Consider the following 17,308-nt stretch of genomic DNA (forward strand, 5'->3'; position numbering starts at 1 on the left):
GTCACCCCCGTCCACGAGGAGTTCGTGCCATGCCGTTGAATCGCCGGAAGTTTCTGAAGGAGTCCGCCGTGACCGGTGCGGGGGTGGCGCTCGCGGGTGTGGGTGCGGCTCCGGTGGCGCAGGCCGCGGAGGGGTCGAAGGGGGGCCGGCCGGTGAAGCGGTACGAGCTGACGGTGATGGGGACGACCGATCTGCACGGTCATGTCTTCAACTGGGACTACTTCAAGGACGCGGAGTACTCGGACAAGGCGGGCAACGCGCAGGGTCTGGCGCGGATCTCGACGCTGGTGAACGAGATCCGTGCGGAGAAGGGGCGTTGCAACACGTTGCTGCTGGACGCGGGTGACACGATCCAGGGCACTCCGTTGACGTATTACTACGCGAAGGTGGATCCGATCACCGCCAAGGGTGGTCCGGTGCATCCGATGGCGCAGGCGATGAACGCGATCGGCTATGACGCGGTGGCGCTGGGGAACCACGAGTTCAACTACGGGATCGAGACGCTGCGGAAGTTCGAGTCGCAGTGCCGTTTCCCGTTGCTGGGTGCGAACGCGCTGGACGCGAAGACGCTGAAGCCGGCGTTTCCGCCGTACTTCATGAAGGAGTTCCGTGTTCATGGGGCTCCGCCGGTGAAGGTGGCGGTGCTGGGGCTGACGAATCCGGGTATCGCGATCTGGGACAAGGCCTATGTGCAGGGGAAGTTGACGTTCCCGGGTCTTGAGGAGCAGGCGGCGAAGTGGGTGCCGAAGCTTCGGTCGATGGGTGCGGACGTGGTGGTCGTGTCGGCGCATTCGGGTACGTCGGGTACGTCGTCGTACGGTGATCAGGTGCCGTACGTGGAGAACTCGGCGGCGCTGGTGGCGCAGCAGGTGCCGGGGATCGACGCGATCCTGGTGGGTCACGCGCACCTGGAGATCCCGGAGCTGAAGGTCACGAACACGGCGACGGGCAAGACGGTGGTGCTGTCGGAGCCGTTGGCGTTCGCGGAGCGGTTGTCGGTGTTCGACTTCGGGCTGGTCTTCGAGAAGGGGCGTTGGCGGGTCGAGTCGGTGGCGGCTTCGGTGCGCAACACGAACTCGGTGGCGGACGACCCGAAGATCACGCGGCTGCTGAAGGACGAGCACGATCTGGTGGTGGCGTACGTCAACCAGGTGGTGGGTACGGCGACGGACACGCTGACGACGGTGGAGGCGCGTTACAAGGACGCTCCGATCATCGATCTGATCACGAAGGTCCAGGAGGATGTGGTGCGGGCGGCGCTGGTGGGGACGCAGTACGCGTCGTTGCCGGTGATCGCGCAGGCTTCGCCGTTCTCGCGGACGTCGGAGATCCCGGCCGGTGATGTGACGATCCGGGATCTGTCGAGTCTGTACGTGTACGACAACACGCTGGTGGCGAAGGTGCTGACGGGTGCGCAGGTCCGTGCGTACCTGGAGTACTCGGCGAACTATTTCGTGCAGACGGCCGTGGGTGCGGTGGTCGACACGGAGAAGCTGACGAACGCGAACGGTCGCCCGGACTACAACTACGACTATGTGTCGGGTCTTCAGTACGACATCGACATCGCGCAGGCGGAGGGTTCGCGGATCAAGAATCTGACGTACCAGGGTGCGCCGTTGGCCGATGCTCAGCAGTTCGTGTTCGCGGTGAACAACTACCGTGCCAATGGTGGTGGCGCGTTCCCGCATGTCGCCACGGCGACCGAGGTGTGGTCGGAGTCGACGGAGATCCGGACGCGGATCGCGGAGTGGGTCACGGCGAAGGGTGTGCTGGACCCGAAGGACTTCGCGTCGGTGGACTGGAAGTTGACGCGTGAGGGTGTGCCCGTGTTCTAGGGCGTTCTTGGTTCAGGTGTGCGGCGTCGGCGCGGTTCTTTCGCGTCGGCGCCGTTTGTCTTGGGCGGGTGGCGGGGGTGGTCCGGGGATTTCGGGCCGGTGTGTGAACCGTTGGGCGGGGCTCGTCCGATGAGGGGATGTGGGGGTGGGCCTCATCGCCCTTCGACGAGGGGGATGAGCGGGACGAGGCGGGTGAGGGGTCGGGGTTCCTGGCGGGCGGCGGGGACGCGGGGGGTGTGTTCGAGACCGAAGGTGGTGAAGGCGGTGCGGCCGGGGAGCGGGTAGGGGTCTTTGCCGGTGAGGGAGTTGAGGATGGTCGCGCTGCGCCAGGCGGCGAGGCCGAGGTCGGGGGTGCCGACGCCGTGGGTGTGGAGTTCGGCGTTCTGGACGTAGACGCGGCCGGTGACGGTGGGGTCGAGGACGAGGCGGAACTGGTCGTCGATGTCGGGGCGTGCGGCGTTGTCGCGGCGGAGGTAGGGGTCGAGTCCGGCGAGGAGGGGGGCGATGGGGCGTTCGCGGTAGCCGGTGGCGAGGACGACGGCGTTGGTGGTGAGGCGGGAGCGGGTGCCCTGCTGGACGTGTTCGAGGTGGAGTTCGATCTTGGTGGTGGCGATGCGTCCGGCGGTGCGGACGGTGACGGCGGGGGTGAGGACGGCGTCGGGCCAGCCGCCGTGGAGGGTGCGGCGGTAGAGCTCGTCGTGGATGGCGGCGATGGTGTCGGCGTCGATGCCCTTGTGGAGTTGCCACTGCGCGGCGAGGAGGCGGTCGCGGACGGGTTCGGTGAGGGCGTGGAAGTAGCGGGTGTAGTCGGGGGTGAAGTGTTCGAGGCCGAGTTTGGAGTACTCCATGGGGGCGAAGGCCTCGGTGCGGGCGAGCCAGTGGATCTTTTCTTTTCCGGTGGGGCGGTTGCGGAGGAGGTCGAGGAAGACCTCGGCTCCGGACTGGCCGGCGCCGATGACGGTGATGTGGTCGGCGGTGAGGAATCGGTCGCGGTGTTTGAGGTAGTCGGCGGCGTGGATGACGGGTGCGTCGGGGGCTTCGACGAGTGGTTTGAGGGGTTCGGGGATGTGGGGGGCGGTGCCGACGCCGAGGACGATGTTGCGGGTGTGGGTGCGGCCGAGGGCCTGTGCCTGGCCGTGGGCGTCGAGGCGGGTGAAGTCGACTTCGAAGAGGTCGTGTTCGGGGTTCCAGCGGACGGTGTCGACCTGGTGGGCGAAGCGGAGTCCGGGGAGGTTGTCGGCGACCCAGCGGCAGTAGGCGTCGTATTCGGCGCGTTGGATGTGGAAGCGCTCGGCGAAGTAGAAGGGGAAGAGGCGGTCGCGGTCCTTGAGGTAGTTGAGGAAGGACCAGGGGCTGGTGGGGTGGGCGAGGGTGACGAGGTCGGCGAGGAAGGGGACTTGGAGGGTGGCGCCGTCGATGAGGAGGCCGGGGTGCCAGTCGAAGCCGGGGCGTTGTTCGTAGAAGACGGTGTCGAGTTCGGTGAGGGGGTGGGCGAGGGCGGCGAGGGAGAGGTTGAAGGGGCCGATGCCGATGCCGACGAGGTCGCGGGGGGTTTCGGCGGTGGGGCGCTGGGGCTGGGGTGTCGGTCTCATCGGGGTGTGTGTCCTTCCACCAGTTTCAGGAGCGTGGCCAGGTCGCCGGGCCGGGTGTGGGGGTTGAGGAGGGTGGCTTTGAGCCAGCGGCGGCCGTCGAGGGTGGCGCGGCCGAGGACGGCGCGGCCTTGGTCGAGGAGGGTGCGGCGTACGGCGGCGACGGTGTCGTCGGTGGCGCCTTCGGGCCGGAAGAGAACCGTGCTGATGACGGGGTGGTCGTAGAGCTCGAGGCCGGGGTGGGCGGCGACGAGGTCGGCGAGTTCGTGGGCGTGGGCGCAGACCTGGTCGACGAGGTTTCCGATGCCGTGGCGTCCGAGGGTCTTGAGGGTGACGGCGATCTTGAGGATGTCGGGGCGGCGGGTGGTGCGCAGGGAGCGGCCGAGGAGGTCGGGGTGGCCGGCTTCGGTGTCGTCGTCGGCGTTGAGGTAGTCGGCGCGGTGGCCGAGGGGGGTGAGGTCGGTGGGGTCGCGTACGGCGAGGAGTCCGGCGGCGACGGGTTGCCAGCCGAGTTTGTGCAGGTCGAGGGTGACGGTGTCGGCGCGGGTGAGTCCGTCGAGTTTGGGGCGGTGCCGGTCGCTGAAGAGGAGGCCTCCGCCGTAGGCGGCGTCGATGTGGAGGCGGGCGCCGTGGGTGGCGCAGAGGTCGGCGATCTCGGGCAGTGGGTCGATGAGTCCGGCGTCGGTGGTGCCGGCGGTGGCGGCGACGAGGTGGGGGCCGCGCAGTTCGGTGAGGGCGCTGTCGAGGGCGGCGGGGTCGAGGGTGCCGGCGGGTGAGGGGAGGACGACGGGTTCGGGCAGCCCGAGGAGCCAGGCGGCGCGCTGGAGGGAGTGGTGGGCGCCGGCCGCGCAGACGAGTTGGATGCCGTGGTGTTTCTCGCGGGCGAGGAGGAGGGCGAGTTGGTTGGATTCGGTGCCGCCGGTGGTGATGAGGGCGTCGCTGTGTGCGTCCGGGGTGGGTGCGGTGTCCGGGTCGCCGTAGACGAGGTGGGCGAGGGTCCGGGTGAGGACCGCTTCGAGTTCGGATGCGGCGGGGGCCTGGTCCCAGGAGTCGAGGGACGGGTTGAGAGCGGAGGCCGCGAGGTCGGCGGCGGTGGCGACGGCGAGGGGCGGGCAGTGCAGGTGGGCCGCGCACAGGGGGTCGGCGGGGTCGGCGGCGCCTTCGGCGAGGGCGCGGACGAGGGTGTGCAGGGCGTCGGGGGTGCCGTGCGGGGGCAGGGGGTCGCCGAGGGCTGCGCGCAGGCGTTCGGCGACGCGTTCGGGGCCTCCGGCGGGGAGGGGCCCTCCGCGGGCGGCGCTGCCTTCGGCGAGCGCGTGCAGGACGGTGTCGAGCAACGGCCGCAGTGCGTCGGGGCCTTCGGGGCCTGAGGCGAGGGGCGGCGTGCTCATGGGTGTCCTCCGATGGACGTGCGGCGGGTCCTTCCCGGCGTGTACGTGTTTTGGGCAGGTGCGCCCGCCAAGGAGAACGATTCGGCCCCGGCGGGGGTACTGCCGTACGGAGGATTTGTGTGAACGGGACCGGAGACGCCGGACGCCGGATCGTCGCGCGCGGGAGGGGGGACACCGGGCCCCGAACCGCTGCGCGGGCAGGGGAGACGCCGGACGCCCGACCGCGGCGCGGGACCGGAGACGCCGGACGCCGGATCGCCGCGTGGGGCGGCGTCCGGCGTCCGGGTTCGCTGGGGTGGGCCCGGGTCGGTGCCGGGTCCGGTGGCTAGGCCTGTCGTACCCGCAGTGCGCGGGCGAGGTCGTCGAGTTGGTCGGCGAGCTTGCGGCGCAGGGCCGGGATGGGGTCGGCCTCGTTCAGGCAGTTCTCGCCGAGGGCGAGGGTCTCCGGGGTGACGGCGCCGGCGGGGAAGGCCCAGCGGCCGGCGGCTTCGGCGATGGCGGGGCCGCGTCGTTCGGCGAGGGCCACGGCGTCGGGCCAGTACCGCTCGACGTACTCGCGGACGAGGTCGGCCTGTTCGGGCTGCCAGAAGCCCTGGGCGGTGGCGGTGAACAGGTAGTTGGAGAGGTCGTCGGTGGCGAACATGGCGTCCCAGGCGGCGCGCTTGGCCTGGGGGTCGGGCAGTGCGGCGCGGCAGCGGGCGGCGCCCTCCTGGCCGGTGGCGCTGGGGTCCTGGACGAGTTCGGCGTCGATGACGGCGTCGTCGACGGCGCCGAGGACGCTGAGCCGGGCGAGGATGCGCCAGCGCAGTTCGGGGTCGAGTTCGGGGCCGCCGGGGACGGTGCCCTCGGAGAACCAGGCGCTGATGGTGTCGGGGTGGACGGCGACGTCGATGAGGTGGCGTACGGCGGTGAGGCGCAGGCCGGGGTGGGAGCCGTCCTCGGTGCGGCGGATGAGGTCGCGGCACAGGTCGGTGAGGGTGGTGAGGGCGATGGGCCGCTGCTCGGGGCTGAGGTAGCGGTCGGCGACGTGGGCGGCGGCGAAGGTCAGGACGCCCTGGACGACGGCGAGGTCGGTCTCGCGCGGCAGGTGGGTGCGGGCGGTCTCGATGTAGTCCGCGGCGGGCAGTTCGCCGTCGCGTACGGCGTCGCGCAGGGCGTTCCAGACGACGGCCCGGGTGAGGGCGTCGGGGAGGCCTCCGAGGGCGGCTCGTACGGTCTGGAAGGACTTGGCGTCGAAGCGGACCTTGGCGTAGGTGAGGTCGCCGTCGTTGAGGAGGAGCAGGTCGGGGCGGCGGCCGGGCCTGGGGGCGCCGGTGTCGCCCTGGGGGACGTCGAGTTCGAAGCGTTCGCGCAGGACGAGCCGGTCGACCTCGCCGGGGACGGTGTCGTAGGCGCCGACGGCGATGCGGTGGGGGCGGCTGCCGTCGTGGTCGACGGTGAGGTGCCACTGTCCGTCGGCTTCGGTGATCTCGGGCCGGAGGGTGTCGACGCCGGTGGTGCGCAGCCAGGCGTCGGCCCAGGCGTGGACGTCGCGTTCGGTGGCGGAGGCGAGGTTGTCGATGAAGTCGGCGAGGGTGGCGTTGGCGAACTTGTGGCGGGCGAAGTGGGTGTTGATGCCCGCGAGGAAGTCCTTCTCGCCGAGCCAGGTGACGAGCTGGCGCAGGGCGGAGGCGCCCTTGGCGTAGGAGATGCCGTCGAAGTTGAGCATGGCGGACGCGGTGTCGGGGACGGCGTCCGGGTCGGGGGCGACGGGGTGGGTGGAGGGGCGCTGGTCGGCGTCGTAGCCCCAGGACTTGCGGGCGACGCCGAAGTCGACCCAGGTGTCGGTGAAGCGGGTGGCTTCGGTGAGGGTCTGGTAGCCCATGTACTCGGCGAAGGACTCGTTGAGCCAGATGTCGTCCCACCAGCGCAGGGTGACGAGGTCGCCGAACCACATGTGGGCCATCTCGTGGGCGATGACCATGGCGCGGGTCTGCCGCTCGGTGTCGGTGACGGCGGAGCGGTAGACGAATTCGTCGCGGAAGGTGACGAGTCCGGGGTTCTCCATGGCGCCGGCGTTGAACTCGGGGACGAACGCCTGGTCGTAGGAGTCGAAGGGGTAGGGCTCGTCGAACTTCTCGTGGTAGCGGTCGAAGCAGGCGCGGGTGACGTCGAGGATTTCGTCGGCGTCGGCGTCGAGGTAGGGGGCCAGCGAGCGGCGGCAGTGGAGGCCGAAGGGCAGGCCGGCGTGTTCGGTGCGGACCGAGTGCCAGGGGCCGGCGGCGACGGCGACGAGGTAGGTGGAGATGAGGGGGGTGGGGGCGGCCTGCCAGCGGCCGTCTCCGAGGTGTTCGGTGACGCCGTTGGCGAGGACGGTCCAGCCTTCGGGGGCGGTGACGGAGAGTTCGAAGACGGACTTGAGGTCGGGCTGGTCGAAGGCGGCGAAGACGCGCTGGACGTCTTCCATGAAGAGCTGGGTGTAGAGGTAGGTCTCGCCGTCGGTGGGGTCGGTGAAGCGGTGCATGCCCTCCCCGGTGCGGGAGTAGCGCATGGAGGCGTCGACGCGCAGTTCGTGCTCGCCGGCGGTGAGTCCCTTGAGGGGCAGCCGGTTCTCGTCCAGGGTCTCGGGGTCGAGGGGCCGGCCGTCCAGGGTGACGGAGCGCAGTTCGGCGGGCTTCAGCTCGACGAAGGTGTCCGCGTCGGTGCGGGCGGTGAACCGGATGACGGTCAGGGAGTCGAAGGTGTCGTCCCCTCCTGTCAGATCGAGTTCGATCCCGTAGTGGTGGACGTCGAGGAGCTTGGCACGGGTCTGCGCTTCGTCGCGCGTCAGTACGGACATGAGGCCATGCTGCCCGATGGCGCGGGTCGGGACACAGGGGTGGTGCGGTATGTACGCTCTGCGCATTTCCGGTCGCGGGGCGCGGTCGCGGCGTGCCGTGGGGCGGTCGCCGCACGGCCGGGCAGCGGTCGTCGCACGGCCGGGAGCCGGTCGCGGTGCGGCTGGGCGGTGGCCGGGGCGCGGTCACGGCGCGGCGGCGGGACGGCGCCCCGGCGGTGTCACTCCCCCGTGTCGGAGGTGCCGCCGGCGTCGTCGGCGATGCGCTCGTGGTGCCGGATGACCTCGGCGATGATGAAGTTGAGCAGCTTCTCCGCGAAGGCCGGATCCAGCTTGGCGCTCTCGGCGAGGCGGCGCAGCCGGGCGATCTGGTGGGCCTCGCGGGAGGGGTCGGCGGGCGGGAGCTGGTGGGCGGCCTTGAGGTGGCCGACCTGCTGGGTGCACTTGAAGCGTTCGGCGAGCATGTGGACGACGGCGGCGTCGATGTTGTCGATGCTGTCGCGCAGCCGGGCCAGTTCCGTGCTGACGTCGGGGCCGGCTTCCTGGGGCTTGCTGGTGGTCATGACAGCCAACCCTACGTGGCTCGTGGGGGCCGGGTCCTGAGGGGAGGCCGTGCGCGGTCGCCCGCGACCGGGGTCGCGGGCGCCGCGTTCACGGCCGTACGGGATCCGTTTTCACGGGCCGTGCGGGATCAGAGTCCGGCAGCCGCCCTGGCTATGTCGGCGGCGAAGGTCGAGACCTCGCTGTAGACGCCGGGGTAGCCGGGCTCGGCGCAGCCCTCGCCCCAGCTCACGATGCCGACCTGGAGGTAGGCGCCGGTGTCGTCCTTGCGGAACATGGGTCCGCCGGAGTCTCCCTGGCAGGTGTCGACGCCGCCCTGGGCGACGAATCCGGCGCAGATCTCGTCGCCGGGGACGAGGTCGCTGCCGTAGGCCTGCTGGCAGGTGGCGTCGTCGACGAAGGGGACGGTGGCCTTGAGGAGGTAGCGCTGCTGTCCGCCGCCTTCGCGGGTGGCGCCCCAGCCGGCGACGGTGAAGTTGCCGTTGTTGTAGGCGGTGTTGGTGGCGATCTTCAGGGTGGGCAGGGCGATGGGCCTGGCGAGTTTGATGAGGGCCCAGTCCTTGCCCTTGCCGTTGTAGCCGGGGGCCTGGAGCACCTTGGTGGACTTGACCTTGACGGCGTTGCTGCTCTGGAGGTCGACGACGCCGGCGGTGGCGGTGATGGAGGTGTTGGTGCCGGAGCCGTTCACGCAGTGTGCGGCGGTCAGGACGATGCTCTGGGTGTAGAGGGCGCCGCCGCAGCCCATGGAGAGGCGGACCATGAAGGGGAATTCGCCCTGGGCGGCGCGTGTCCCGCCGACGACGGGTGCGGGTGCGGCGTGTGCGGTCAGCGGCTGGAGGGACACGGTGGCGAGGGCGACCGCGGCGACGGCGAGCAGTCTTCTGATGACGCCGTACTTCCTGGGAGACTTCAACGCGCTTCCTTTCGTGGGGGGTTGTCCGCGAGGCGGGCGCGCGGGGACATGCACGGGAAAACCGTCCATGGCATGCACCTGCCAAGCTGGTGGGGATTATGGGGACCCGCCGCGGCACCGGGCAAGAGCCGCATTCCGGCCAGTCGCGGCCTCCCGCAGCCCTCACCCGCCCCGCTGCGCCGCCCGGCTCCCCCGCCACCGGGCGGAACCCCGCCTACAGTGGAGAGGAGTTCCGGCGTCTTCTGGGGGTGCGGGCGTGGCGAACGGCGGACCGGTCGAGCACGGCTACCCACATCTGGACACGGTGCGGGCATCGGTCACCGCGCTGTACAAGCGGCTCTCGTACGACACCGTCCACACCTTCGCGACCAGCGTGGCGCCCGCCGACGTGGCGTTCGCGGACATCGACGACCTGCATCTGGGCGCCCAGCGCGTCGCCCGCGAGATGGTGCGGCACTACCGGCTGCCGGACGCCCGGATGATCGTCGGCTTCCGCGAGATGACCCACGCGGCGCACGTCGAACTCGCGGCGGGGCCCGAGTACTTCATCGAGCTCAACGACCGCTTCCGCACCCATCGCCGGGACATCGGCGCCGCCCTCGCCCACGAGGTGATGCACGTCTATCTGCACCGCCTGGACCTCTCGTTCCCCGGCACCCGCGACACCGAGATCCTCACCGACACCGCCGCGGCCTATCTCGGCGCGGGCTGGCTCCTCCTCGACGCCTACCGCGAGGACGGCGCCTCCTCGCAGAAGCTCGGCTATCTGACTCCCGAGGAGTTCGGCTACGTCCTCGCCAAGCGCGCCCTGGTCTTCGACGAGGACCCCTCGGTGTGGTTCACCAGCCCGCAGGCGTTCACCGCGTACACCAAGGGCATGGAACTGGCCCTGCGGGACGGACGGCAGCCCCCGCTGACCGCGGCCGGCTGGGCGGGCCGCCGCCGCTACGCCAGGGACCGCAGGCACGCCTTGGACCATCACATCCCCGACCACTCCGGCGTCCCCTACGCGTTCGCGCCCGACGACCGCGGACCGCTGCGCGTCTCCTTCCCGTGCCCGACCTGCCATCAGCGCATCCGGGTGCCGGTCCGGGGCCGGGTGCGGGCGCGGTGCGCGCTGTGCCGGACGGTGCTGGAGTGCGACACCTAGGCGCCGGACGGGCCCTGGGGCGTGTCCGCAAAGCCTCGCCTGCCGGCCGCCCCGCGCGTGCGCCGTTCGTGGCACCGGCGGGCGGGACGGGTGAGGCAGAACACCCTGAAAGCCTTTGCCTCGCGTGTCGGTGCCGAGCGAGGGTCGAAGGATGAGCACGAACGACCCGACCGCACTCCTCTTCCCCGCCGTGTACGAGGGGGACGAGGACGCGGTCGTACGGCTGCTGCGCGCCGGGGTGAGCCCGGAGGCGGTCGACGAGGACGGCCAGAGCGCCCTGTACCTGGCCGCGGTGAGCGACCGCCCCGGAGTCGTACGGCTGCTGCTGGCGGCCGGTGCCGAGCCCGACCGGCTCAGCCTGGGCACGGACGCTCCCCTGTGCGGCGCCGCCTGCGGCGGTCACACGGAGGTGGTGCGCGCGCTGCTCGCGGCGGGGGCGTACCCGGACACGGTGGAGGCGTTCGGTTTCACCGCGCTGACCTGGGCGCTGCGGCGCGGGCACACCGCCGTCACGGAAGCGCTCCTCGCGGCGGGCGCGGACCCCGGCAGGCCCGGGCCCGCGGGCGAGCCCCCGCTGGTGACGGCCGCGCACCGGGGCTCGGCCGGCTGCGTACGGGCTCTGCTCGCGCACGGGGCGGGCGCGCGGGGCGAGGCGCTGGCGGAGGCCCGCCGGCTGATCGGCGTCGGTGTCGAGGCCGAGCTGCGGGAGGGCCTGGCCCGCACGCACGGCGCCGGCCACGCGTCGGTCACCCACCGGCATCCGTCGCCCGAGGGCGTCACCGTCGAGGTCCAGCTCCTGGACGAGCGGGGCAGGCCGTTCGCGGGCGACGACCTGGAGACCGGTCACGCGGAGATCGTCACCCTGCTGAAGGCGAGCACGACCCGGCCCGGGCACTGAGCCCGGACGGCTCCGCGAGCGGTACGACCGCGCCTACCGCGCCCCGTACACCGCGCCCGGAGTCGCGGCCCGCGTCAGCAGTTCACGGGCCGTCTCGCCCGCCTCCGCCGGGGTCCGGCGGGCTCCCTTGTCGGCGCTCGGGCCCGGCCGCCAGCCCTCCATGACCGTGATGCGGCCGCCCTCGGTCTCGAAGACCCGGCCGGTGACGCCGGCGCTGGCCGCCGATCCGAGCCAGACGACCAGTGGCGAGACGTTGCCGGGGTCCATGGCGTCGAATCCGCTGTCGGGGGCGGTCATCGTGTCGGCGAAGGCGCGCTCGGTCATCCGGGTGCGGGCGGCCGGGGCGATGGCGTTGACCTGGATGCCGTGGCGTTCCATCTCGGCCGCCGCGACCAGTGTGAGAGCGACGATGCCGGCCTTGGCGGCGCTGTAGTTGCCCTGGCCGACGGAGCCGAGCAGGCCCGCTCCGCTGCTGGTGTTGACGACCCTGGCGTCGGGCGTGCGGCCCGCCTTGGCCTCGGCGCGCCAGTGCGCCGCCGCCTGCCGGAGCGGCAGGAAGTGCCCCTTCAGGTGGACCCGCATCACGGCGTCCCAGTCGTCCTCGTCGAGGTTGACCAGCATGCGGTCGCGGAGGAATCCGGCGTTGTTGACGAGGGTGTCGAGACGCCCGTACGTGTCCAGCGCGGCGCGGACGAGGGACGCGGCGCCCTCGGCCGTCGCGATGTCGCCGCCGTGGGCCACCGCCTCGCCGCCCGCCGCGCGGATCTCCTCGGCCACCTGGCGGGCCGGGCTGTCCGCCGCGGGGGCGCCGTCGAGGCCGACGCCGAGGTCGTTGACCACGAGCCGGGCGCCCTCGGCCGCGTACGCCAGCGCGTGCGCCCTGCCGAGCCCGCGGCCCGCGCCGGTGACGATCACGACCCGCCCCTCGCACAGCAGTGGTGCGCTCATCGTGTCTCTCCTGACCGGTCCTTGTCGGCGGTGGCGGCGTCGAGGAAGGCGGGCCGCTCGCCGCCTCCGTGGACGAGGACGGAGGCGCCGCTGATGTAGGCGGCGGCGTCGGAGGCGAGGAAGACGGCGGCGGCGCCGACGTCGGAGGGCCGGGCGAGGCGGCCCAGCGGGACGGTGCGGGCGACGGCGGCGAGGCCGTCCTCGCCGCCGTAGTGCAGATGGGCGAGTTCGGTGCGGACCATGCCGACGACCAGGGTGTTGACGCGGATCTCCGGCGCCCATTCGACGGCCATCGAGCGGGCCAGGTTCTCCAGTCCCGCTTTGGCGGCGCCGTAGGCGGCGGTGCCGGGCGAGGGGCGTGAACCGCTCACGCTGCCGATCATCACGATCGAGCCCCGGGTCCGTCTGAGGTGGTCGCGGGCCGCGATCGACGCGGTGAGGGGAGCGATGAGGTTGAGCTCGACGACCCGGGCGTGCCGCTCGGCGTCCGCGTCTGCGAGCGGGCGGTGGGGGGTGCCGCCCGCGTTGTTGACCAGGACGTCGAGCCGGGGCAGGGCGTCGAAGAAGGCGCGTACCGCGGCCGCGTCGCGCAGGTCGAGGGGGACGAAGTCGGCCTTGCCGAGGGGGATTTCGGGCGGCCGTCGGGCGCAGACCACGACGTGGGCGCCGGCTCGCTGAAAGGCGCGGGTGATGCCCGCCCCGACGCCTCGGGTGCCGCCGGTGACGACGACGGTCCGGCCGTCGAGGTCCGGCGAGGCGTCGGACCGGGGCACGGCGTCAGGGTGGCCCGAAGTGCTGGGCCGGTTCGTGGTGTCCGGGTTGTCCACAGGGCCTCCCGCGCGGCCGCGATCGCTGCTAGCTTCGCATCACACCTAACAAACGTTTGGTGGAAAGGTAGCTGATGCGGCCATGGGTGTCTCCACCTCGTCCCCGGAAAAGGGGATTTCCGTCGTCACGGTCGACTTCCCGCCGGTGAACGCGCTGCCGGTGCGCGGCTGGTTCGCTCTGGCCGACGCGGTGCGCGCGGCGGGCGCCGACCCGGGGGTCCGCTGTGTGGTCCTCGGAGCGGAGGGGCGCGGGTTCAACGCGGGCGTCGACATCAAGGAACTGCAGCGCGACCCCACCGGCGGGGGCGCTCTGATCGGCGCGAACCGCGGCTGCGCGGAGGCCTTCGCCGCGGTGTACGAGTGCGAGGTGCCCGTGGTGGCCGCGGTGCACGGTTTCTGTCTGGGCGGCGGCATCGGGCTCGTGGGGAACGCGGACGCGATCGTGGCGAGCGAGGACGCGGTCTTCGGGCTGCCCGAGCTGGACCGCGGGGCGCTGGGGGCGGCCACGCATCTGTCCCGTCTCGTCCCCCCGCATCTGATGCGGGTCCTGTACTACACCTCGCGGACGGTGACGGCGGCCGAGCTGCGCGCTCACGGTTCGGTGTGGCGGGTCGTGCCGCGCGAGGAGCTGCGGTCCGCGGCGCTGGAGCTGGCGCGCGAGATAGCGGCCAAGGACGGGCAGCTCGTCCGGCTCGCCAAGGCCGCGATCAACGGCATCGATCCCGTCGACGTGCGCCGCAGCTACCGCTTCGAGCAGGGCTTCACGTTCGAGGCCTCGCTCGCCGGTGTGGCCGCGCGCGTCCGTGACACCTTCGGCAAGGGGGACCCGGGTGAGTGACAAGACCATGTCGGCGCGGGACGTCGTCGGCCGGCTGGAGAGCGGGATGACGCTCGGCATCGGCGGCTGGGGCTCGCGCCGCAAGCCGATGGCCCTGGTGAGAGCGTTGCTCGACAGCGAGATCACCGATCTGACGGTCGTGTCGTACGGCGGCCCGGACGTCGGTCTGCTCGCCGCGGCGGGCCGGATCCGCACCCTGGTGACCGCCTTCGTGACGCTCGACTCCGTTCCGCTCGAACCCCACTACCGCGCGGCCCGCGAGCGTGGCGCGTTCGAGCTGAGGGAGGTGGACGAGGCGATGTTCATGTGGGGGCTGCACGCGGCGGCGAACCGGCTGCCGTTCCTGCCGGTGCGGGCCGGGCTCGGCTCGGACGTGATGCGGGTCGATCCGAGTCTGCGGACGGTGACTTCGCCGTATCCGGACCCGGTCTCGGGCATCCCGGAGGAGCTCGTCGCCATGCCGGCGCTGCGCCTGGACGCGGCCCTGGTCCACATGAACCGGGCGGACCGGGCGGGCAACGGCCAGTATCTGGGCCCCGACCCGTACTTCGACGACCTGTTCTGCGAGGCGGCGGACGCGGCGTACGTCTCCTGCGAGCGGATCGTCGACACGGCGGAGCTGACCAAGGAGGCGGCGCCGCAGACGCTGGTGCTCCAGCGGTCGTCGGTGACCGGCGTGGTGGAGACGCCGAACGGGGCGCACTTCACCTCGTGCGTCCCTGACTACGGACGCGACGAGGCCTTCCAGAAGCTGTACGCGACCACGCCGTACGCCGAGTTCGCCGAGCGGTTCCTCGGCGGCGGGGAGCACGGCTATCAGAGTGCCGTGCGGGACTGGCGGGCGGAGCGGGAGCGGTGAACGGGCAAGCAGCGGGAGCGATGACCGGGACGGGGTGGGAGCGGTGAACGGGGCGGGAGCGGGAGCGATGGACGGGAAGGGGCGGGAAGGGGCGGGAGCGGTGAGCGTCACCCGAGCCGAGTACTGCGTGATCGCGTGCGCCGAGGCGTGGCGGGGCGACGGAGAGGTGCTCGCCAGTCCGATGGGCCTGATCCCGTCGATCGGCGCCCGACTGGCCCGGCACACGTTCTCGCCGGATCTGCTGCTGACCGACGGCGAGGCGCTGCTCGTCGGTCTCGACGGCACCCCGGAGGGCTGGCTGCCGTACCGCAGGCATCTGACGGCGGTGACCGGCGGACGGCGGCACGTGATGATGGGCGCGAGCCAGATCGACCGGTTCGGCAATCAGAACATCGCGTGCGTCGGCGACTGGTCCCGGCCCCGGCGCCAGTTGCTGGGCGTGCGCGGAGCTCCGGTCAACACCCTGAACAATCCGACCAGTTACTGGATCCCCAGACATTCGACCCGGGTGTTCGTGGAGCGGGTCGACATGGTGTGCGGGGTGGGGTACGACCGGGCCGCCGCCGCGGGCCCGAGCGCCACCCGCTTCCACCGCCTCCCCCGGGTGGTGACCGATCTGGCGGTCCTCGACTTCGCGACGCCGGACCACTCGATGCGGCTGGTGTCCGTCCATCCGGGGGTGAGCGTCGAGCAGGTGGAGGAGGCGACGGGTTTCGGGCTGAGCGTGCCGGAGGAGGTGCCGTTCACCCGTGAGCCGAGCGCGCGGGAGCTGGAGCTGATCCGCACGGTGATCGACCCGGCCGGCCGGCGGGAACAGGAGGTGCCCGATCCGCGGGGCGCCCCGGCGGGCGGTCCGGGCGGGGGCGGGCGCTGATGGAGACGGCCCTGACCCGGCTCGTCGGCATCCGGCACCCCGTCGTGCAGACCGGCATGGGCTGGGTGGCGGGGCCCCGTCTGGTCTCGGCGACGGCGAACGCGGGCGCGCTCGGTGTGCTGGCCTCGGCGACGATGACGCTCGATCAGCTCCGTGACGCGGTGCGGGAGGTCAAGTCCCGTACGGACCGGCCCTTCGGGGTGAATCTGCGGGCGGACGCCGGGGACGCGGGCGACCGGGTGCGGATCATCGTCGAGGAGGGTGTGCGCGTCGCGTCGTTCGCGCTCGCCCCGTCCCGCGAGCTGATCGCCGGGCTGAAGGAGGCGGGGGTGGTCGTCGTGCCGTCGGTCGGGGCGCGGCGGCACGCGGAGAAGGTGGCCGCGTGGGGTGCCGACGCGGTGATCGTGCAGGGCGGCGAGGGCGGCGGCCACACCGGGGAGGTGGCGACGAGCGTGCTGCTGCCCCAGGTGGTGGACGCCGTGGACATCCCGGTGGTGGCGGCGGGCGGCTTCCACGACGGGCGGGGGCTGGTGGCGGCGCTGGCCTACGGGGCGGCGGGCATCGCGATGGGCACGCGCTTCCTGCTGACCTCGGACTCGACGGTGCCCGACGCGGTGAAGGCGAGGTACCTGGCGGCGACGGTGCGGGACGTGACCGTGACGACGGCCGTGGACGGGCTGCCGCACCGCATGCTGCGCAGTGAGCTCGTCGAGGCGCTGGAGGGGGCGGGGCGTGCCGGGACGCTGGTCCGGGCGGTGCGCCGGGCCGCCGGGTTCCGGCGTCTGTCCGGGCTCTCCTGGCCGGGGATGATCCGCGACGGTCTGGCCATGAGGCACGGCAGGGATCTGACCTGGAGCCAGGTCCTGCTCGCCGCCAACACCCCGATGCTCCTGAAGGCGTCGATGGTGGACGGCCGGACGGACCTGGGGGTGATGGCGGCGGGCCAGGTGGCGGGCGTGATCGAGGACCTCCCGTCGTGCGCGGAACTGATCGACCGGGTGATGGCGCAGGCCCGGGAAACCCTCAACGCCCTTACGGAACACGGTGATTGAATGCCGGGATGAATCAGTCGATCAGACAACCGTGGGGCCTCAGCGTCTTCGGTGCCGGAAGCGTGCGGGCCGAGCCGCAGTTGGTGCGGATCAAGCTGGCCGTCGACATCCTGGAGCCCTCGCCGGACGAGGCCTTCCAGAAGGCGGGGACAGCGGTGTCCTTGCTGCGTGAGGCGGTGCGCCGGCACGGCATACCGGACGCGTCGGTCTCCGGCTCGAAGCTGAAGCTCAACTCCGAGTACGACGGCTACGGTGCGGGCCGCAAGTTCCTGGGGTACCGCTGCCTGGCGTCGTACACCGTCGAGACCGAGGCGGTCGACGATCTTCAGCAGCTCATCGTGGACATGGTCGACGCCGGCGCCAACCGTGTCGACGACGTCACCTTCGACGTGCTCGACAAGCCCGCGATGCGGGACGAGGCGCGGCGCAGGGCCGTCGCCGCGGCCCGCCGCAAGGCCGAGGTGTACGCGGAGGCCGCGGGCATCGCGCTGGGCCAGGTGCTGCATCTGCAGGACGTGGACGCCGAGTCCTGGGAGTTCCAGGGGCACAGGGGTCACGGCGGTGGCGGTGGCGGCTCGGAGGGTGACCTGGCCCCGGGCATGGTCGAGGTCCACGCCGGTGTCCTGCTGGGGTTCTCACTGGGCGACTGAGTCGTAGTCGTCGGCGCGGGGGGGGGGGGGGGGGGGGGGGGGGGGGGCGGGGGGGGGGGGGGGGGGGGGGGGGGGGGGGGGAGGTGGAGGGGGGGAGGGGGGGGCTCCCCA

Annotated in this window: 15 protein-coding genes; 8 read left to right on the forward strand and 7 right to left on the reverse strand. The window is 72.1% G+C overall.

Annotated features, from left to right (window positions below):
• Positions 1 to 29: 29 nt before the first annotated feature.
• Positions 30 to 1,835: a 5'-nucleotidase C-terminal domain-containing protein gene (locus ACZ4TO_RS09890; RefSeq protein ID WP_382796342.1), complete on the forward strand. Its 1,806-nt coding sequence runs from the start codon at positions 30 to 32 to the stop codon at positions 1,833 to 1,835.
• 152 nt (positions 1,836 to 1,987) lie between these two features.
• Here the strand turns inward: ACZ4TO_RS09890 and ACZ4TO_RS09895 are convergent, their stop codons facing one another.
• From ACZ4TO_RS09895 to ACZ4TO_RS09915, 5 genes are all read right to left on the reverse strand, one after another.
• The gene (locus tag ACZ4TO_RS09895) at positions 1,988 to 3,427 is read right to left on the reverse strand and encodes a lysine N(6)-hydroxylase/L-ornithine N(5)-oxygenase family protein (protein ID WP_382796214.1); all 1,440 of its coding nucleotides are present in this window, start codon (positions 3,425 to 3,427) and stop codon (positions 1,988 to 1,990) included.
• Complete coding sequence (locus tag ACZ4TO_RS09900; protein WP_468023921.1) at positions 3,424 to 4,812, reverse strand: pyridoxal phosphate-dependent decarboxylase family protein; 1,389 nt, start codon at positions 4,810 to 4,812, stop codon at positions 3,424 to 3,426. The genes ACZ4TO_RS09895 and ACZ4TO_RS09900 overlap by 4 nt, the downstream gene beginning before the upstream one ends.
• Before the next feature lie 325 nt (positions 4,813 to 5,137).
• Positions 5,138 to 7,630 (reverse strand): aminopeptidase N, encoded by a 2,493-nt coding sequence (pepN, locus tag ACZ4TO_RS09905; protein WP_382796217.1) that lies wholly within the window; start codon positions 7,628 to 7,630, stop codon positions 5,138 to 5,140.
• 218 nt (positions 7,631 to 7,848) lie between these two features.
• Positions 7,849 to 8,190: a chorismate mutase gene (locus tag ACZ4TO_RS09910; protein ID WP_382796218.1), complete on the reverse strand. Its 342-nt coding sequence runs from the start codon at positions 8,188 to 8,190 to the stop codon at positions 7,849 to 7,851.
• 128 nt (positions 8,191 to 8,318) lie between these two features.
• On the reverse strand, positions 8,319 to 9,101 hold the full coding sequence (locus ACZ4TO_RS09915; RefSeq protein ID WP_468023922.1) for a serine protease: 783 nt from the start codon (positions 9,099 to 9,101) through the stop codon (positions 8,319 to 8,321).
• Between the two features lie 256 nt (positions 9,102 to 9,357).
• Between ACZ4TO_RS09915 and ACZ4TO_RS09920 the strand changes: the two genes are divergently transcribed.
• Together ACZ4TO_RS09920 and ACZ4TO_RS09925 are read left to right on the forward strand one after the other, a co-directional pair.
• Positions 9,358 to 10,251 (forward strand): hypothetical protein, encoded by an 894-nt coding sequence (locus ACZ4TO_RS09920; protein WP_382796221.1) that lies wholly within the window; start codon positions 9,358 to 9,360, stop codon positions 10,249 to 10,251.
• A gap of 151 nt (positions 10,252 to 10,402) precedes the next feature.
• On the forward strand, positions 10,403 to 11,149 hold the full coding sequence (locus ACZ4TO_RS09925) for an ankyrin repeat domain-containing protein (RefSeq protein WP_468023923.1): 747 nt from the start codon (positions 10,403 to 10,405) through the stop codon (positions 11,147 to 11,149).
• A gap of 33 nt (positions 11,150 to 11,182) precedes the next feature.
• On the opposite strand, the gene ACZ4TO_RS09930 is transcribed toward ACZ4TO_RS09925, so the two are convergent.
• Both ACZ4TO_RS09930 and ACZ4TO_RS09935 read right to left on the reverse strand, forming a co-directional pair.
• On the reverse strand, positions 11,183 to 12,097 hold the full coding sequence (locus ACZ4TO_RS09930) for an SDR family oxidoreductase (protein WP_382796225.1): 915 nt from the start codon (positions 12,095 to 12,097) through the stop codon (positions 11,183 to 11,185).
• Positions 12,094 to 12,870, reverse strand: a complete 777-nt coding sequence (locus ACZ4TO_RS09935; RefSeq protein ID WP_468023924.1) for an SDR family oxidoreductase — start codon at positions 12,868 to 12,870, stop codon at positions 12,094 to 12,096. Before ACZ4TO_RS09935 ends, ACZ4TO_RS09930 begins: the two co-directional genes overlap by 4 nt.
• Positions 12,871 to 13,006: 136 nt before the next feature.
• Between ACZ4TO_RS09935 and ACZ4TO_RS09940 the strand changes: the two genes are divergently transcribed.
• From ACZ4TO_RS09940 to ACZ4TO_RS09960, 5 genes are all read left to right on the forward strand, one after another.
• Positions 13,007 to 13,762, forward strand: coding sequence for an enoyl-CoA hydratase family protein (locus ACZ4TO_RS09940; protein WP_468023925.1), 756 nt, complete (start codon positions 13,007 to 13,009; stop codon positions 13,760 to 13,762).
• On the forward strand, positions 13,755 to 14,621 hold the full coding sequence (locus tag ACZ4TO_RS09945) for a CoA transferase subunit A (RefSeq protein ID WP_468023926.1): 867 nt from the start codon (positions 13,755 to 13,757) through the stop codon (positions 14,619 to 14,621). Before ACZ4TO_RS09940 ends, ACZ4TO_RS09945 begins: the two co-directional genes overlap by 8 nt.
• Positions 14,622 to 14,688: 67 nt before the next feature.
• Positions 14,689 to 15,495: a CoA-transferase subunit beta gene (locus ACZ4TO_RS09950; protein WP_468023927.1), complete on the forward strand. Its 807-nt coding sequence runs from the start codon at positions 14,689 to 14,691 to the stop codon at positions 15,493 to 15,495.
• The gene (locus ACZ4TO_RS09955; protein WP_468023928.1) at positions 15,495 to 16,547 is read left to right on the forward strand and encodes an NAD(P)H-dependent flavin oxidoreductase; all 1,053 of its coding nucleotides are present in this window, start codon (positions 15,495 to 15,497) and stop codon (positions 16,545 to 16,547) included. Before ACZ4TO_RS09950 ends, ACZ4TO_RS09955 begins: the two co-directional genes overlap by 1 nt.
• A gap of 8 nt (positions 16,548 to 16,555) precedes the next feature.
• On the forward strand, positions 16,556 to 17,197 hold the full coding sequence (locus tag ACZ4TO_RS09960) for an SIMPL domain-containing protein (protein WP_467838467.1): 642 nt from the start codon (positions 16,556 to 16,558) through the stop codon (positions 17,195 to 17,197).
• The last annotated feature ends 111 nt before the right edge of the window (positions 17,198 to 17,308 follow it).

It is taken from the genome of Streptomyces sp. NPDC028298, from assembly GCF_055565895.1.

Bases quoted from the DNA above. Each gene is read 5' to 3' on its own strand.
- pepN (WP_382796217.1), bottom strand. From the start codon at position 7,630: ATGTCCGTACTGACGCGCGACGAAGCGCAGACCCGTGCCAAGCTCCTC.
- ACZ4TO_RS09910 (WP_382796218.1), bottom strand. From the start codon at position 8,190: ATGACCACCAGCAAGCCCCAGGAAGCCGGCCCCGACGTCAGCACGGAA.
- ACZ4TO_RS09930 (WP_382796225.1), bottom strand. From the start codon at position 12,097: ATGAGCGCACCACTGCTGTGCGAGGGGCGGGTCGTGATCGTCACCGGC.
- ACZ4TO_RS09960 (WP_467838467.1), top strand. From the start codon at position 16,556: ATGAATCAGTCGATCAGACAACCGTGGGGCCTCAGCGTCTTCGGTGCC.
- ACZ4TO_RS09950 (WP_468023927.1), top strand. From the start codon at position 14,689: ATGGACGGGAAGGGGCGGGAAGGGGCGGGAGCGGTGAGCGTCACCCGA.
- ACZ4TO_RS09925 (WP_468023923.1), top strand. From the start codon at position 10,403: ATGAGCACGAACGACCCGACCGCACTCCTCTTCCCCGCCGTGTACGAG.
- ACZ4TO_RS09955 (WP_468023928.1), top strand. From the start codon at position 15,495: ATGGAGACGGCCCTGACCCGGCTCGTCGGCATCCGGCACCCCGTCGTG.
- ACZ4TO_RS09895 (WP_382796214.1), bottom strand. From the start codon at position 3,427: ATGAGACCGACACCCCAGCCCCAGCGCCCCACCGCCGAAACCCCCCGC.
- ACZ4TO_RS09890 (WP_382796342.1), top strand. From the start codon at position 30: ATGCCGTTGAATCGCCGGAAGTTTCTGAAGGAGTCCGCCGTGACCGGT.
- ACZ4TO_RS09940 (WP_468023925.1), top strand. From the start codon at position 13,007: ATGGGTGTCTCCACCTCGTCCCCGGAAAAGGGGATTTCCGTCGTCACG.
- ACZ4TO_RS09900 (WP_468023921.1), bottom strand. From the start codon at position 4,812: ATGAGCACGCCGCCCCTCGCCTCAGGCCCCGAAGGCCCCGACGCACTG.